A 15,312-nucleotide genomic window follows, 5' to 3' on the forward strand; every position below is an offset into this window, starting at 1 on the left:
CATCCGTAAGGAGTCGAGTACATGAGCCTCCGGGCGCGCATCAGCAATCCCGAGCCGAACAACGAGCAGGGCTCGGACAGCCAGCTCGTCGGGATCTACCGCGCGAAGCTCCTGGAGGAGATCGACCTCGCCGAGATGTCGGCACTGCAGGCCGCGGAGCGCCGCGCCCGCCTGGAGCGGGTCCTCGGGCACATCATCAGCCGCGAGGGGCCGGTCCTCTCCTCGGTCGAGCGCTCGCAGCTCATCCGCCGGGTCGTCGACGAAGCCCTCGGACTCGGCATCCTGGAGCCCCTGCTCGAGGACGCGTCCATCAGCGAGATCATGGTGAACGGCCCCGAGCAGGTCTTCGTCGAGCGCCGCGGCCGGCTGGAGCTGCTGCCGATGCGCTTCAGCTCCAACGAGCAGCTGATGCAGACCATCGAGCGCATCGTCTCCACCGTCAACCGCCGTGTCGACGAGGCGAATCCGATGGTGGACGCCCGGCTGCCCAGCGGTGAGCGTGTCAACGTGATCATTCCGCCGCTCTCCCTGAGCGGCCCGATCCTCACCATCCGGCGCTTCCCCCGCGCCTTCACACTGCGCGAGATGATCGAACTCGGCTCGCTCGACGAGCAGATGACCGTGCTGCTCTCCGGGCTCGTGCGCGCGAAGTTCAACGTGATCGTCTCCGGCGCCACCGGCACCGGAAAGACGACGCTGCTCAACGCCCTGTCCGGGCTCATCCCCGACGGCGAGCGCATCGTCACCATCGAGGACTCGGCGGAGCTCCAGCTCCAGCAGAACCATGTGATCACGCTGGAGAGCCGCCCGGCCAACGTCGAGGGCAAGGGCCAGATCACTATCCGCGACCTGGTGCGCAACTCGCTGCGTATGCGTCCGGACCGCATCATCGTCGGTGAGGTCCGTGGCGGCGAGACGCTTGACATGCTCCAGGCAATGTCGACCGGTCACGACGGCTCGCTCGCCACCGTCCACGCCAACAGCGCCGAGGACGCGCTGATGCGACTGCAGACCCTGGGCTCCATGTCGGAGGTCGAGATCCCGTTCGTGGCGATCAAGGACCAGATCAACAGCGCCGTCGACGTCATCGTCCAGCTCACCCGGCACGCCGACGGATCCCGCCGGATCACCGAGATCGCCATCGTCGACTCCCACGGCCGGGAGGAGTACCGGATCGTGAGCGTCTGCCGGTTCAACGCCCAGCCCATGTCCGCCGACGGCCGGATCCACGGCGAATTCGAATACCTTCCGCTGCCGCGCCGGGTCGCCGAGCGCCTCTACATGAAGAGCGAACCGATCCCGCCCGCCTTCGGGGTGGCCCAGTCGGAGGAACAGCTCGCCCTGCGGAAGGCCGCCGCATGAGCCGCATCAGCTGCGTCAGCCGCATGGGCCGCACGACAGTGACCGTCCCGGCCCCGACCAGGATTCCCGTCCGACGAGAAGGTTCAGCCCGTGGCTAATCTCCCGCTCCTGACGATCGGCGTCACCCTGCTCGCCTGCGTCCTCGGCGTCATCGGCCTGCACATCTACTCCTCGGGGCAGGCCGCGCGGCAGGCGCTCGTCGACCGTATGTCGCAGACCGGTCAGATCGCCGTCCCCGCCGGCCGACGACGCCGCTTCCGACGCGTGGACCGCCGGCTCCGCGGGACCGGCATCGGCAAGCGCATCGAGCGCAAGATCGCCACGACCGGCCTGGACCTGTCCCCGGGCGAGTACTTCGTCTATGTGGTCCTGGCCCTGCTCGCCATCTACTTCACCATCGGCGCGATCTTCGCCCCCTTCTTCGGGGTCCTGGGCGCCGTCGTCGGGCTGTGGGGCGCGAACGCGTTCCTCAACTGGCAGCGCGCCAAGCGCACCGAGGCGTTCATCAACCAACTGCCCGAGTTCACCCGTGTCCTCGCCAACGCCACCCAGGCCGGACTCGCCATGCGGACCGCACTCGCCATGGCGGCCGAGGAGCTCGACGACCCGGCCGGCGAGGAGCTCATGCGCGTCGCCGACCAGCTCGCCGTCGGCCACACGCTGGACGATGCCCTGGGAGAGCTCGCCGATCGGCTGCCGTCCCGCGAACTCGTCGTACTCGTCACCACCCTCGTCCTCTCCAACCGGGCCGGCGGTCAGGTCGTCAGCTCGCTGCGCAACCTCACCGAGACGCTGGAGGAGCGCAAGGAGACCCGCCGAGAGGTGACCACCCTGCTCTCCCAGGTCAAGGTCACCGCACTCGCCGTGCCACTGCTCGGTCTCAGCTTCCTGCTGATGATCAACGCCATGCGCCCGGGTGCGCTGGACAAGATGACCGGCTCGGTGGTCGGCCAGGGCGCCGTCGTCATCGCCTTCGGCATGTACGCCGTCGGCTTCGTCCTCATCCGTCGTATGTCCCGGATCCGGGTCTGAGGCCGAGGACGAGGGGAAGAGGGGAACACACCATGGGACTTCTGCTCGCAGCCGCTTTCGGCCTCGCGGTGTACGGCGCCTTCCACGGCATCCGTATGTACCGGGCCGACGCCAAGCTCCCCGGTGACCTGGCGGTCGCACTCGAAGTGGGCTCCACCCGCACCACCGCCGTAGGCTCCGGCATCGACCGCATGGGCATGCGCTTCGCCCCGACCGTCCTGTCCATGATGGGCCCCAAGCGGGTCGACGCCCTGCGCCGCAGGCTCGACATGGCGGGCAACCCCGGCGGTATGACCGTCGACCGCTACGCCGCACGCCGCGCGGTCTACGGCATCCTCGGCGGCGCTGCCGCCTTCTCCCTCATCGTGCGCGGGCAGACGGTGATCGCGGTGATCGCCCTGCTGTACGGACTCGTCTGGACGGACGTCATCATCCGTGCCGCCATACGCCGCCGCCGGGACGACATCGAACGCACACTCCCCGACTTCCTCGACGTACTCGCCGTCGTCGTCTCCGCCGGCCTCGGCTTCCGCCAGGCCCTGGAGCGCGTCGCGGAGAAGTACAAGGGCCCGTGGTCGGACGAACTGCGGATCACGCTGCGCCAGATGGACATGGGCGTCAGTCGCCGCGAGGCCTTCGAGCAGCTGCGCAAGCGGAACGCCTCGGAGCAGGTGTCGATGTTCGTCACCGCCCTCCAGCAGGGCGAGGAGCTTGGCGCGCCGATCGTCGACACGCTGATCCAGATCGCCACCGACATGCGGCGCACGGACGCGCAGAACGCCCGGCGCTCCGCCTCCAAGGCCGTTCCCAAGACGACGCTCGTCGTCACCATGGTCATGCTCCCCGCGACCATGATCCTCATCGTCATGAGCTTCTACTACGGCTCCGGCGTCGACTTCGGAAACATCCTCAACGGCGGCTGATCCCCGGCAGAGCGACCCGAACAGGAGGTGACCCACATGGCCCCGAGAATCCCCGCCCTCGCCGGCGGAGCCACCAACGGAATCACCGGCGGAATCGGCGACGGACTACCCGGGCAGACGGCAGCCGCGCCCCAGCATGTGCCGTCGCTGCCGATCCAGGTCAACGCCCTGCAGGCACTGTGCAGGCAGGTCTTCGGCTTCCGGCTGGCGGTGATCGCCCTGGCCGCGCCGTTCGCCCTGGACCGCACCGCGTCGGGGCCGGCGACCTGGCTCGTGGGCGCCGCCGTCGTCGTGACGTTCATGGTGTCGTACGTCCTGCTGCGGGACTGGGAGCGTTTCGGGCCCATCCTGCTGCGGCATCCGACACTGCTCGCGGCGGACTCGTTCTTCGGCTCGCTGCTGTTGGCCACGGCCTCCCCGGAATCCATCCTCGCGTACGTCACCCTCTGCACGCCGCTGCTCGCCGGGCTGGTCTACAGCTGGCGCGGCGCCGCGGCCTTCGCCGTGCTCCAGTCACTGATCATCGGCGGGGCGTACGCGGTGAATCCCAACGTGAACGCGGACGTCGGCGATCTGCTCCTCCCCGGCCTGTGCGTCATCGCCGGCGCCGTCGGCAGCACCCTGCGCAACCTCATGCTCGGCTTCGGCACCGCCACGCAGGCCCTCACCGAGGCCCGCGCCCGGCTCGCCGTCAACGAGGCGGTCGAGGAGGAGCGCGCCCGTCTCGCCAGGGAGATGCACGATTCGGTCGCCAAGACCCTGCACGGGCTGGCCCTGGCGGCGGACGGTCTGGCCGGTACGGCCGACCGCATGGACCCCCTCACCATCAAGCACCAGGCGGAGCTGGTGGCCCGCTCCGCACGGCGCGCCGCCGCCGAGTCGCGGGAGCTGCTGTCGGACCTGCGGCGGCAGTCAGGTTTCGACGGCGGATTCGACCTCATCTCCGAACTGTCCGCCCGCACCGAGGACTTCGCACGACGGCACGGCCTGGAGGCGGGCTTCCGCCGCCTGGGCCAGGGCCCCGTCCCCGCAGTACCCCAGATCGTCGCCCGTCAGGCCCTGACCATCGCCTCGGAAGCCATGGAGAACGCCCACCGCCACGCCCAGCCGGGCTACCTCGACGTCTCGGCGGGCGTCGTCGGCGACGTACTGCGCATCAGCGTGTACGACGACGGAAAGGGCCTGCCGCCCGGCACCACCCTGGAAGACCTCCGACGCGCCGGACACTTCGGCCTCGTCGGCATGGTCGAGCGCGCCGCCTCCATCGGAGCCCGCATCCGGATCGGGCGCGGCCGTCACGCGCGCGGTACGGAGGTCAGGCTCGAATTACCGCTGATGGCCATCGCTCCACCGCCACTGAGCGCGGTGCCCCGGCAGCAGCCGGCACCGCTCCTGAACTGATCGCGCTCCACCGTCCCCATCTCCGACCCCGACTCACTCCGAGAGGAGGCCGCAACCATGCCGGACGACATCTCCCGAAGCTCAGGGCAGCAGTGGACGCAGCAGTCCCATGTGTCACAGCACACGTCCTCGCATGCCACACCGCTCACATCCGACCACTCCTCGGGGCCCGCCGGCTCTTCCACCGCCCACGTACCGGCGGCATCCGGTGAATTCCCCGCTCTGCCCATGCCGACGGCACCCGTCCCGACGCTCAGGGTCGTGGTCGCCGACGACAACCCGGTCGTACGAGCAGGCCTGACCGTGCTGCTTCAGGGCCGTCAGGACATCCAGGTCGTCGCCGAGGCCGCCGACGGGCGCGAGGCCTATGACGCGGCCGTCCAGCACAGGCCGGACGTCATCCTGCTGGATGTGCGCATGCCCGGAGTGGACGGCATCTCCGCACTGCCGCACCTCGTACGGCTCGCACCCGTGCTGATGATGACGTACAGCCGCGAGAGCGAAATCGTCCACGAAGCGCTGCGGCGCGGTGCGGGCGGCTACCTGGTGCACGGCGAGTTCACGGCCGACCAGCTCGTGGCGGCCGTCCGGGACATCAAGGAAGGCCGTGCGTCCTTCACGGCCTCGGCGTCCAGCGCACTGCTGGCCGGCGTGCGGGGCGGAGCCGCGCCCGACCAGGGCACGCCACCGCTGCCGGAGGGCCTCGGCACGGCACTCCCCGGACCCGGCTACCAAACCGGGGCGTCTGCAACCGCACACGACACGGGCCATGACTCTTCTTGCGTTCCGTCAATAAACCCGCAGGTGAGCGGGGTTCGGGCGATGCCAGGTCTGCAACAATTCGCGGAAGTCCCTTCGCTTTCGCAAGCGAATATGGCACATTCGTCTACAGGATCGGGCACTCCCGGAGCCGGGGGACTGCTGACCGAGCTGAGCCAACGGGAGGTGGAAGTGATGGACTTGATCGCCTCGGGCATGACCAATCAGCAGATCGCGGCCACCTGCTTCATCAGCCAGAAGACCGTCAAGAACCACATCAACCGCATCTTCGCCAAGCTCAACGCGGGCAGCCGCGGTGAGGCCATCGCCATCTGGCACGCTCTGCCGCGAGGGGGAGTGGCGGGCCATGACTGAGCGAGTCGTACGGGCCGTGGGCCCGATGCGGGCGAGGGCCCAATCTCCGGAATGGGCCCGTGGTTGGGTCCTGAGGCCCATGCTGACGGGACTTGTCCGGGCGTACGTTTCTCATGTCGCCAGCGAGACCGGCCGGGAGGAAGCCGGAAGCGCGAGTGACACCAAAGACTCGTACAAGTCGGCCGGCAAGCGGCCGGCCGAACCCGGAGGGGAACACCATGTCGAACATCACGCTGAAGGCCGCCGCTACGACTCGCGTCTACGTCGGTTCGTGGGCCAAGACGACCGTCGAGGCGATCCAGCGCCGGGGCGACAAGGGTCAGGGTGCCGTCGAGTACGTGGGTGTGATCGTCCTGGTCGCGCTGATCATCGCGGCGCTGGTCGGGTCGGGCGTGGCGGACACCATTGCTCAGGGCCTGACGGACAAGGTCGGCGAGATTCTGGGCGGCTGATGTCGCGCAGCGCTCGCGAGAAAGGGCAGGCCGCTCCCGCCTACGTGGTGGTGGTAGCGGGCCTGCTCTTTCTCGCGCTCGCGTTCTTCGCGGTCGGCCAGGCCGGTGCCACACGTAACGGCGCGCAGACAGGTGCCGACGCCGCCGCACTTGCGGCGGCCAAGGAGTCCCGGGACAAGTTCGCAACGCTGGAACTGCCTGCCAAGCTCAACCCCGCCTTCCTGACGGCGATCTTCAACCTCGGTCAGATCGGCAGCTTCTTCGGATGTCACGCAGCCTTCCCCATGGCGCAGCAGAACGACGCCGTGGTGGATGTGACTGCGTTCGGGGGAGGCTGCAGCCTCACCTTCGACGGACGCTGGGCCTTCCAGGTCCACGTGAAGTCGGAGAAGCCGGTGGGCGACACCGTCCTGCCGGGGACCGAAACGAAGAGGGCCAAGGCGCAGGCGACGGCAGAACTTCAATCCCGGTGCGTCTACACGCCGGTTCCCAAACCCTTGGGGACGCTGACTTGCAAGGGGATCGCTCCGTGGGTGGTGGGTGAAGGTCCGCCGCCGCAGGGTACGGACCTCTTCGACATCCGGCTGGCTGAGAACTGACCGCGAACGAACACAAAGGGAATGACACGCATGGTTATCCGGTACGCAGTGACGACTCGTAGGGCGGGGACCGCCGCTCTCCTGGCGACAACGCTGACACTTTCGCTCACCGCGTGTGGTGGGGACGACGGAGGATCGGCGAAGGACAAGGGGAGCAGTTCCGCCCCCGCTGCCACTGGGAACGGCAAGCCCCAGGACGATGGCGGAAACACCGTGCCGGATACCAGCAAAACGTTGGCCACCATCAACGGCTCCAATGGCTTCCAGTTCGTCATCCACTCCGCTGCTCGTGAGGAAGGCGGCTTCCTCACCGTCACAGGTGTCATCAACAACACCAGTGGCAAGCGGCTGAGTGGTCGTGTCGAGTGGAGCGGGCAGGAGAACCAGGTGAAGCGCACCGGCCCCTCGCTGGCCGGTGTCACTCTGGTGGCGAAGGCGGAGAAGAAGCGCTACTACGTATTGCGGGACACTGAGGGATATCCGCTGACCACCACCGGGATCACGAGCGTCGATGATGGTGAAAAGGTCGCCTTCTTCGCGCAGTTCCCCGCGCCCCAGGAGTCGACGAATCAGGTCGACATCGCTGTGCCGGGCATGCCCGTCGCCACGATTGAGATCTCCTGATGAGGGCCGCCACGAAGCCCCGTACACAGAGGGCAGCAACGTCGGTCCTCGCTGCGGCCGTGCTCATCGTCGGCATGCAGTTCACCGTGGCGGGCGGCGCATGGGCCGATGAGACTCCGGGTGTCCCGCCAGGTACCGAGTCGACGTCACCACCACCCAAGGTCGACGGAAACTCGCAAGGCCTCAAGATCCGTGACGGGGCGACCCTCGCCCCCGCCAAGGTGCTCGACATCGTCTCCGTCGTCGAGTCCGAGGGCGGCGAGGAGCGGCGTGAGGAGACCAGCTCCAACCTGAAGTTCGCGCTCCAGGCCGAGGTCCTCTTCGGCAAGGACAGTGCCAAGCTCTCCGGCGCTGCCAACGCCCGCATCGCCGAAATCGCCGCCGAGATCAAGAAGCAGGGCGCCAAGAAGGTCCGCGTCTTCGGCTTCACCGACAATCTCGGATCCGCGGCGCACGGCGATGTCCTCTCCAAGCAGCGGGCCGACGCCGTGCACAAGGTGCTCTCGCAGCAGCTTTCTGGCGCCGGGATCAGCTACGAGATCCGCGGCTACGGCGAGCAGTACCCCATCGCCGACAACAGCACCGAGGAAGGCCGCAAGAAGAACCGCCGCGTGGAGGTCTCCTTCCCGCGCGCCGAGGGCGGAGGCACGCAGAGCTGACGCCCCCGTCCATCACTTGGGCCGGACCGCAGTTTCCTTGCGGTTCGGCCCTTTTGTGGGCGCAGGTGGCCAGCGTCCACAGGATCGGCAACCGGACCTTGCCGGCGCAACGGTGAGACATCAAACGCAGGTTGGGCCCGAGTTGACGAAAGTTGGGTCCGAGGGCCCAAGCCGCGGCTGGGGTTCCACTCCTACCGTGGGGCTGAATTGCCGTCGGAGCACGGGGGGTTGCGGTCCGCATGTCTTCCATAGGCAGCACACCCGCGTTCGGGGGAGCGTGGCAGCCACCTGCGTCCGGACCGAGAAGCATGCCGCAACTGCTGAACGTGGCACGCATCCTCGTCCATGTCCTGTTCGCCATGACCGTGTTCGGTGGTGTGGGCCTCCTGGTGTCGGCGGCGTCCGTCGGCGCCGTCGACGGGGGTCTGCTCGCGCTGCTGGCGTACGGGGCTGCCCCCGGCGTCATCGGGTGGTTCCTGGCGCGCCAGGTCCGGACCGGTGGCGTGTGGGTGTGGCGGGGGCTCGTCGCCGTACAGGCCTGGCTGGTGCTCGGCGCGTTCTCAAGCATTCAGGAGGGGTCGTTCCGGGGGCTCACCCAGCTTGTCCTGCCCGTGACGATTCTGGTCTTCCTGGCCCGGACGGAGAGCCGCGAATGGTTCCGGCTGGACGTGCGGGAGCGCACGACGCCCCGTGGTCGGCCGCCGTTCTCGCTGTCCCGGATGATCAAGTGGCGACAGGACCGCGCGCAGTCGTCGTTGGAGTACGTCGGTCTGATCACCCTGGTCGCGGCGATCATCGTCGCACTCGTACTCAGCGGCGTAGGCGGCCAGATATCCAACGGCCTCCAGTCGGCGGTGTGCTCGATCACGGGGACCGCCTGCCCGGCGGCAGGGGACGACGGTCAGACGGTCGAGGCCGGCGACGAGGGTACGGACGGGCCGGGTGGGGCCGACACCGGTGGTACGGGCGAGACCGGTGGCACGGACGGGGCCGACGGTGGCACTGGGACCGGCGGGACCGGCGGCCCGGGAGACGGCAGCGGCGACGAGGCCGGCGGCCCCATCGTCACTGTCGGGGATGAGACCGAGGGCGACAAGAACGAGGCCGCCGAGGACGAAGGCGGCTGGGAAGAGGACGAGCAGGCGGCCGAGGAGGGCGACGACGGGGACGGCGGCGGTGACGACGAGGGCTGCTTCTCCGGCTTCGGAGCGTTCTTCGGCTGCGCGGGCGACCAGATCTCGCAGGTCGGTGAGGGCCTTGTTGTCGACGGCATCGGGGGAGACCTCGCCGGTATCTGGGACACGGTCACGGACCTTCCCGGCACCTGGGAAGGGCTCAAGGACTACGGCAGCTCCCTGGGCGATCAGTGGTCTCAGGACTCCAAGGACGCCGGAGACAAGTGGGCGAAGGGCGACTACTTCGACGCGCTGACCGACTGGGGCGGCGCCTCGCTGAACACCGGCGTCACCGTTCTCGACGACATGTTCATCGGCGACGAGGTCCGGGAGCAGTGGAACAACGGCGAGGAGACGCGCGCGGTCAGCAACGTCATCTGGAACGTCGGGTCCCTGTTCATTCCGGGCTACAACGGCGCCAAGTTCGCCGGGAAGCTCGGGAAACTCGGCAAGTTGGGCAAGCTCGGCAAGCTGGGTGAGGCCGCTCAGAAGGCGAGTAAGGCGACCGAGCGGGCGCGCAAGGCCGCCGAGAAGGGCGATGTCGACGGCGCCCAGAAGGCCGCGGAGGAGGCGCAGCAGCACGCCGACGACGCGGCGAAGAAGCTGGCGGAGAAGGGCTGTGTGATCAGCTCCGGACCGCTCCCGGGCCGGCTGCGCCCGCTGCCGCTCGGCGACGGTCCCTCGTACGGCGACAGCCCCTCCGACAGCGGCGGTCCCTCGTACTCCGGCGGCGTGAATGCGGCGGCCCCGTCCAGGACGGTCTATCGCGTCAACGGCGCGCCCGTCCTCCTCATCGCGGCCAAGAAGTGCGAGGACGTCAGCCAGGAAGAGATCGACGCCGCCGAGCAGGCCCAGAAGGACGCCGACGCGGCCAAGGCGGCGGCGAAGGAGGCCGGCCGCAAAAGCGTCGCCAAGTGGAAGAAGCCGTCCTGGTACGGGGATCTGAAGAATCCGCGCAAGGGCTCCAAGGACCTGGGTGACGGCGTCTGGAAGTCGAAGAAGTCGGTCGCGTACGGGCCGCACATGGAGCGCTGGATGCGCTACCAGGAGCAGGTGTCCGGGGTGAAACGCGGCAAGGAGTACGCCGTGAAGGATCCGCAGACGGGTCGGGACGTCGACTTCGACGGCTGGGACTCGGCCAGTCAGACGTACAAAGAGGCTAAGTTCGGGTACGGCAAGAAAGTCCGTGAGGATGGAACTCTCGAGCCGGCGCAGGCGGCGAAGTTCGTCGAGCAGGCGCGTCGGCAGCAGCGAGCCGCCGGCGACAAGCCGGTGGAATGGAACTTCTCCAACCAGAAGGTGGCCGATGCGGCACAGAAGGCATTCGACGACGCCGATGTCGATGTGATCGTGAAGTACAACCCGGTGAAGAAGTGACAGTCGCCCTGCGCCGATGGCGGTAGCGCCGGCAGCGGTAGAAGTACGGAAGTGAAGAGGCAGCGATGTCGAGCGAAGTCGTGGTGAAGGTTTCCTGGGGCCCTCGGCCCGAGTCGCCCCAAGAGCTGGCCGAGCGCTGGCTGGCGCTGCTCGGCCGGCTGGCGGAGCTGTCAGCCGCTGAGCCGGTGGCATGGCACTGGGACGAGGACGGCCGAGCGGTTGGGGAGGGCGCGCCCGTCCCGACGAATTCCGAAGCCTTCGCCGCCGCCATCGAAGTGGGCAACCAGCAGGATGACGTCGACATCGTCGGGCGGACGTCGTTCGTCGTCGGCGCGTGGCGGGACGGTGGCTACGTCCGCATCCGGGCCACGGCCGGCGGGACGGACGGGTACACGCCGTTCACCGCGACGCTCCAGCTGTTCCCGCCTGCCGGGGCGACCACGGTCCCGCTGGCCGACCGCCTGCCCGAGGTGCTCAAGGTCCTGGCCGAGGCCTGGGATGCGGACACGGGGCTCACGTACGACCGGGAGCTGTTCACCGCCGTCAAGGCCGCGTACGGCCTGCGTAACTCCTACCCGCGCTGCGGCTGGGCTCTGTACCTCTCGCACAAGCGCGCGGAGGTGGTTCCGGAGGAGTTCGCCGCACGGCGCATTCCCGCTGCGCACGGTGGTCTCGTCCTGGAGATCGGCGACACCACCGAGGCGGTCGTCGCCGCGCAGAAGGTGCTTGTCGAGGCAGGAGCGCTGAAGCCCCTGCCGGTTCCGGCCGACCGGCCCACATGGTGAAGGAGCCGCTGGAGTTCAAAGCGGCCGTCGACGGCTGTCTCGCGGCAATCGAGGCCCTGCGCACGGGCCCTTACACCCCGCCCTGGGAGGGCTGCGCGGACCAGGGGCGTTCGGCCTCCGGCGACGACTTCGCCATCGTCGCGCTGCGCGTCAGCCAGGACTTCTACGAGGACGACGGGGAAGCCCTGGACGCCGTGAACGAAGAGTTCGCGACCGAATGCTGGGGTGTCGTGCTCGCACTGGACGAGCGGTGGGGGAAACACGGCACGCTGTCCATGGAGGAGTACGCCGATCGCCAGGCGGAGGGTCGGCCCATGCCCCCCTTCTTCTCCGCGCTGTGCGAACTCGGCTACTTCGGCGATCTGCAGGTGTGGGACGTCGGGGAGCGCCGTGTCGCCGTCGGTGTCGGCCAGATGGACCAGGAGGAACCGGTCGTACTGTTCGCCGCCGTGACCGGTTCCCCCGTCGGCTGAGGCAGGACGAGAGATACCTTTGTGCCGGACATCGAGTCTTGTCCTCGACGCCAACAGACGCCTGTGGTCGGCCGGTTCGCTGGAGCCGCTGCCTGTGCCCTTCGACCGGTACACGTGGTGAGGTCGGCAGACGTGCCCTTCGGGATTTGAGCCCGTGTTTGGGCCCGCGGGCCCACGACCGGCCACCCCCGCGAGGGCTAGCGTCGCGAGCATGTCAGCAACGGGGGTCGCGCGCAGGGTTCGCCGATGGGCGCGAGGAGTCGTACCGCGTACGGACGCACGGCTGCTGGGGCTGCGCAAGCCGAATTCGCAGTCGGGGCAGTCGGCACTGGAGTACGTCGGTCTGGTCGTGGTCGTGGCGGCGATCATCGGTGCCCTGGTGGGTACGGGAGTGGGCCCGCAACTGGCCGAGGGGCTCAGTACGCAGGTCTGTCGTATCACCGGAGGAGGCGACTGCGGCGGGGGCGGCGACGACGCCCAGGCGCAGGACGACCAGGGTGGTACCAGCGACGGACAGCCCGCGTCCGACAACGGCGGCAGCACCGGCGAGGACGGCGACGCCCCCAAGTCGCAGGAACAGCTCGACTACGAGAAGGCGCTGAAGGAGCTCCAGGACGCCCAGGCGGCGGAGAAGTCCGACTCCGACAAGGCGAAAGAAGCTGCCAAGGAGCTCGGGAAGATCCTCGCCGAGGAACTCGGTATCACCGACGCCCTGAAGTGCATCACCGAGGGCGACATGGGCGCCTGTACCGAGACGCTCATCAATGTGCTGCTCAGCCTCATCGGTGGTGCGGTGGGCAAGCTCGCCGCGAAGTACGGGGCGCCGTGGAAGTGGAAGAAGGCCTACGAGCTCATCAAGAAGCTCAAGAAGCACGGCGGGGATCTGTACGACGGCCTGAAGGGGCTGTTGAAGAACCGCAAACGGGTCAAGGACGCGGAGAAGGCGCTCGAAGACGCCAAGAAGAAGTGGGATCCGGAGAAACAGAAGAAGCCGGACGAGAAGAAACCGGACGACAAGCCGACCACCTGCCCCGTCCGCCACAGCTTCCTGCCGGGTACTCCGGTCCTGCTCGCCGACGGCCGGCGCGTCGCCATCGAGACCGTACGGCCCGGAACGCGGGTCACGGCCACCGACCCGAGCACTGGGGAGACCGGTCCGCGGCTCGTCACCAGGACGTTCACCACGTACGACGACAAGGACTTCACGCGTCTGACCGTGCGGACCGGATCCGGTACGGCGGTGATCACGGCCACCGACACGCACCCGTTCTGGCTCACCGACCAGCGGCGCTGGGTGGACGCCGGAGACGTGCGGCCCGGAGCCGTGCTGCGCACCGCGACGGGCACTGGCCTGACGGTCCTCGTGGCACGCCACTACACGCAGCTCCGGACGACGCACGACCTCGCCGTCGACGCAGTGCACACCTACTTCGTGGGTGTCGGCGCGGCCAGCGCGCTGGTGCACAACAACGACTGCGACATGTCAGCGGACGAGGTCGAGGCGGCCAGGAATCCGAGTGTCGGCCAGGGCGACCCGAAGAAGTTCAAGGATCACTTCCTGCGTCACAAGAAGCTCATCGAAGACGCCCTGGGCACCAAGTACAAGAAGCTGAAGGAGGACGGCCCGCGCTTCCGGGAGGACATCGCGAAGGCCATCAAGGACGGCACGTTCGAGCTCGTCGGCAAGGGCACGCTGAAACCGAACGAACCGGAGGGCCTGATCTATCGTGGCAAGGGCGTGACGATCGTCCTGCGGGAGAACGGTGACTTCTGGACCGCCCTCACGTCAGGCGAGGGCCTCGACAAGGCGATCCAGATCACCAAGAAGGTGCCGAAGAAGAAGGGCTAGCGGGATGGCCGGGACGGTGGGTACGGCTGGTACGCCGGGGACGAGCGCATGGCAGATCGTGGCCGCGGCGCTCCGGGAACACCGTGTCCGCGACGTCCTCCTCCCGGGCTGGCTCGACCGCGACGACGAGATCCCCGAGTTCCGGCCGCAGCCGCTGGTGCTGTGGCTGCGGCTGGACAACGGGAATCTGCTGAGATTCGTCTCGGTCGGGCAGTACGACCACCTGGCCGCGGAGCCGGTCGCGAAGGCCGACTGGGCGGACGTCGAGCTGCTGCGGGAAGCCGAGGACGAGGTTGTCGTCGCGTCCTGGGGTGAGCAGCTCTTCGGGGACGGACGGGACGAGCTGCGCTGCACGGCCGTACGCGGATACGTGGCCGGCAAAGGTGCGAGTGGCGAAGGCGGCCAGACCACATGCCTGGCCCTCGACTTCGAAGGCGGCCACACGCTCTTTCTCGATCCGACGTGGACCTTCGGCATCAGGACGGGCAACGGGGCCGACGAGAAGCGATGGGTGGAGCAGTACGGCAGTGGTGGCGCCATGGAGAGCGTGGAGCTGTAGGCCGACATGGCGCCGACCGGACTGCTGAACGGGATCGTGCGCGACTTCGCCGACGAGGTGGGAGGCCCTCCGACGCTCGGTGAGCTTCTGGAGATCCTCGGCTGGGCCGTCCCCGCCGAGCTCGCGTCGACAGCGGTGCCCGTACCGCTCAGGTTCCGGGCCCAACTGCTGGGCGATCGGCGCTACGAGAGCCGTCGGCGGTCCCGTACCGGCGAACTGAACGACGGGGTCTTCGTCGCGGCGTCCGACCTGCTCACCGAGGTGGCGGAGACCGCGGCGGCACGCGACGGCATCCCGCTGTCGGTGGTCCGGCTGGGAGCGGAGCTCACGGATCTGCTGCACACGTCGCGGGTGCTGCTCGATGACGTGACGTCCGCGGAGGTCGAGTCGCTGGCAGCCGTCCTGCCGGGGGGCGCACCGCCCCTGCCGGGGCGCGGCGAACTGCTGGCGATCCCGGCCACGGCGGGCGGCTGGCACCTAGCCCTGGTCCTGGAACGAAACCGCTTCGGTACGGCGCTGGGCCTGCTGCGCGGAACAAGGGCCGTCCCCAGGGTGGCTGAGGGCGAGCGGCCGGACGCGATCACCCGGCCCGTCTTCCACACGGACGACGCGCGGACGGTGGCGGGAGTCTGGCGGCCGGCCGGTCGCGCCGATCACCTGCTCGGCCTGTTCCCGGCAGAAGCGGAGATCTATCACGGCACGGAGTTCGACTGGCCGGGCGTCGACCTCGGTGAGTTCGGTGTCGCGGAGACAGCGGAGGGCGGCGGGCTGCGGCTCATCGGGCAGGACGAGGCAAGGGAGGTGGGCCTCCTGGACGGCACCTACCGGCAGTCCTGGATGAGCGAGCACCTTCAGGAACTGCTCGACGAGGGGGCGTCGCCCTGTCCACCTCATACAACTTCCTGACC

General features: G+C 68.6%; 15 protein-coding genes. All 15 read left to right on the plus strand.

The genetic code is table 11. The annotated features are described in order from the left end of the window. Nucleotides 1-21: 21 nt before the first annotated feature. The 15 genes from AC0699_RS28120 (at nt 22) to AC0699_RS28190 (ending at nt 15,310) form a co-directional block, all read left to right on the plus strand. Nucleotides 22-1,362: a CpaF family protein gene (locus AC0699_RS28120; RefSeq protein ID WP_478665534.1), complete on the plus strand. Its 1,341-nt coding sequence runs from the start codon at nt 22-24 to the stop codon at nt 1,360-1,362. 90 nt (nt 1,363-1,452) lie between these two features. Next, a complete protein-coding gene (locus AC0699_RS28125; RefSeq protein ID WP_478665537.1) occupies nt 1,453-2,394 on the plus strand; it encodes a type II secretion system F family protein in 942 nt (313 codons plus the stop codon). A gap of 32 nt (nt 2,395-2,426) precedes the next feature. Beyond that, a complete protein-coding gene (locus tag AC0699_RS28130; protein WP_478665539.1) occupies nt 2,427-3,317 on the plus strand; it encodes a DUF5936 domain-containing protein in 891 nt (296 codons plus the stop codon). A 36-nt stretch (nt 3,318-3,353) separates the two neighbouring features. Continuing rightward, nucleotides 3,354-4,718 carry a sensor histidine kinase gene (locus AC0699_RS28135; RefSeq protein ID WP_478665542.1) on the plus strand — a complete coding sequence of 455 codons (1,365 nt, stop codon included), beginning with the start codon at nt 3,354-3,356 and terminating at the stop codon, nt 4,716-4,718. A gap of 57 nt (nt 4,719-4,775) precedes the next feature. Next, complete coding sequence (locus AC0699_RS28140; RefSeq protein WP_478665543.1) at nt 4,776-5,852, plus strand: response regulator; 1,077 nt, start codon at nt 4,776-4,778, stop codon at nt 5,850-5,852. A gap of 218 nt (nt 5,853-6,070) precedes the next feature. Continuing rightward, nucleotides 6,071-6,304 carry a hypothetical protein gene (locus AC0699_RS28145; protein WP_478665546.1) on the plus strand — a complete coding sequence of 78 codons (234 nt, stop codon included), beginning with the start codon at nt 6,071-6,073 and terminating at the stop codon, nt 6,302-6,304. Beyond that, a complete protein-coding gene (locus tag AC0699_RS28150; RefSeq protein ID WP_478665547.1) occupies nt 6,304-6,903 on the plus strand; it encodes a pilus assembly protein TadG-related protein in 600 nt (199 codons plus the stop codon). The genes AC0699_RS28145 and AC0699_RS28150 overlap by 1 nt, the downstream gene beginning before the upstream one ends. Before the next feature lie 213 nt (nt 6,904-7,116). Further along, nucleotides 7,117-7,527, plus strand: a complete 411-nt coding sequence (locus AC0699_RS28155; RefSeq protein ID WP_478665549.1) for a hypothetical protein — start codon at nt 7,117-7,119, stop codon at nt 7,525-7,527. Beyond that, nucleotides 7,527-8,186: an OmpA family protein gene (locus tag AC0699_RS28160; RefSeq protein WP_478665551.1), complete on the plus strand. Its 660-nt coding sequence runs from the start codon at nt 7,527-7,529 to the stop codon at nt 8,184-8,186. Before AC0699_RS28155 ends, AC0699_RS28160 begins: the two co-directional genes overlap by 1 nt. Nucleotides 8,187-8,494: 308 nt before the next feature. Continuing rightward, nucleotides 8,495-10,738, plus strand: coding sequence for a Tox-REase-5 domain-containing protein (locus AC0699_RS28165; protein ID WP_478665554.1), 2,244 nt, complete (start codon nt 8,495-8,497; stop codon nt 10,736-10,738). A 65-nt stretch (nt 10,739-10,803) separates the two neighbouring features. After that, nucleotides 10,804-11,523, plus strand: coding sequence for an Imm52 family immunity protein (locus AC0699_RS28170; protein ID WP_478665556.1), 720 nt, complete (start codon nt 10,804-10,806; stop codon nt 11,521-11,523). Next, nucleotides 11,517-11,996 carry a hypothetical protein gene (locus AC0699_RS28175; protein WP_478665559.1) on the plus strand — a complete coding sequence of 160 codons (480 nt, stop codon included), beginning with the start codon at nt 11,517-11,519 and terminating at the stop codon, nt 11,994-11,996. The genes AC0699_RS28170 and AC0699_RS28175 overlap by 7 nt, the downstream gene beginning before the upstream one ends. 211 nt (nt 11,997-12,207) lie before the next feature. Continuing rightward, nucleotides 12,208-13,845, plus strand: coding sequence for a polymorphic toxin-type HINT domain-containing protein (locus AC0699_RS28180; protein ID WP_478665563.1), 1,638 nt, complete (start codon nt 12,208-12,210; stop codon nt 13,843-13,845). Nucleotides 13,846-13,849: 4 nt separating this feature from the next. Next, the gene (locus AC0699_RS28185; RefSeq protein ID WP_478665567.1) at nt 13,850-14,404 is read left to right on the plus strand and encodes a hypothetical protein; all 555 of its coding nucleotides are present in this window, start codon (nt 13,850-13,852) and stop codon (nt 14,402-14,404) included. A gap of 6 nt (nt 14,405-14,410) precedes the next feature. After that, the gene (locus AC0699_RS28190) at nt 14,411-15,310 is read left to right on the plus strand and encodes a hypothetical protein (protein WP_478665569.1); all 900 of its coding nucleotides are present in this window, start codon (nt 14,411-14,413) and stop codon (nt 15,308-15,310) included. Nucleotides 15,311-15,312 lie beyond the last annotated feature (2 nt).

It is taken from the genome of Streptomyces sp. NPDC043870 (genome assembly GCF_056435785.1).

What these genes read in the sequence shown, in the direction of transcription:
- AC0699_RS28120 (WP_478665534.1), top strand. Translation starts at nt 22, where the DNA reads ATGAGCCTCCGGGCGCGCATCAGCAATCCCGAGCCGAACAACGAGCAG.
- AC0699_RS28130 (WP_478665539.1), top strand. Translation starts at nt 2,427, where the DNA reads ATGGGACTTCTGCTCGCAGCCGCTTTCGGCCTCGCGGTGTACGGCGCC.
- AC0699_RS28135 (WP_478665542.1), top strand. Translation starts at nt 3,354, where the DNA reads ATGGCCCCGAGAATCCCCGCCCTCGCCGGCGGAGCCACCAACGGAATC.
- AC0699_RS28140 (WP_478665543.1), top strand. Translation starts at nt 4,776, where the DNA reads ATGCCGGACGACATCTCCCGAAGCTCAGGGCAGCAGTGGACGCAGCAG.
- AC0699_RS28145 (WP_478665546.1), top strand. Translation starts at nt 6,071, where the DNA reads ATGTCGAACATCACGCTGAAGGCCGCCGCTACGACTCGCGTCTACGTC.
- AC0699_RS28150 (WP_478665547.1), top strand. Translation starts at nt 6,304, where the DNA reads ATGTCGCGCAGCGCTCGCGAGAAAGGGCAGGCCGCTCCCGCCTACGTG.
- AC0699_RS28160 (WP_478665551.1), top strand. Translation starts at nt 7,527, where the DNA reads ATGAGGGCCGCCACGAAGCCCCGTACACAGAGGGCAGCAACGTCGGTC.
- AC0699_RS28165 (WP_478665554.1), top strand. Translation starts at nt 8,495, where the DNA reads ATGCCGCAACTGCTGAACGTGGCACGCATCCTCGTCCATGTCCTGTTC.
- AC0699_RS28170 (WP_478665556.1), top strand. Translation starts at nt 10,804, where the DNA reads ATGTCGAGCGAAGTCGTGGTGAAGGTTTCCTGGGGCCCTCGGCCCGAG.
- AC0699_RS28175 (WP_478665559.1), top strand. Translation starts at nt 11,517, where the DNA reads ATGGTGAAGGAGCCGCTGGAGTTCAAAGCGGCCGTCGACGGCTGTCTC.
- AC0699_RS28180 (WP_478665563.1), top strand. Translation starts at nt 12,208, where the DNA reads ATGTCAGCAACGGGGGTCGCGCGCAGGGTTCGCCGATGGGCGCGAGGA.
- AC0699_RS28185 (WP_478665567.1), top strand. Translation starts at nt 13,850, where the DNA reads ATGGCCGGGACGGTGGGTACGGCTGGTACGCCGGGGACGAGCGCATGG.
- AC0699_RS28190 (WP_478665569.1), top strand. Translation starts at nt 14,411, where the DNA reads ATGGCGCCGACCGGACTGCTGAACGGGATCGTGCGCGACTTCGCCGAC.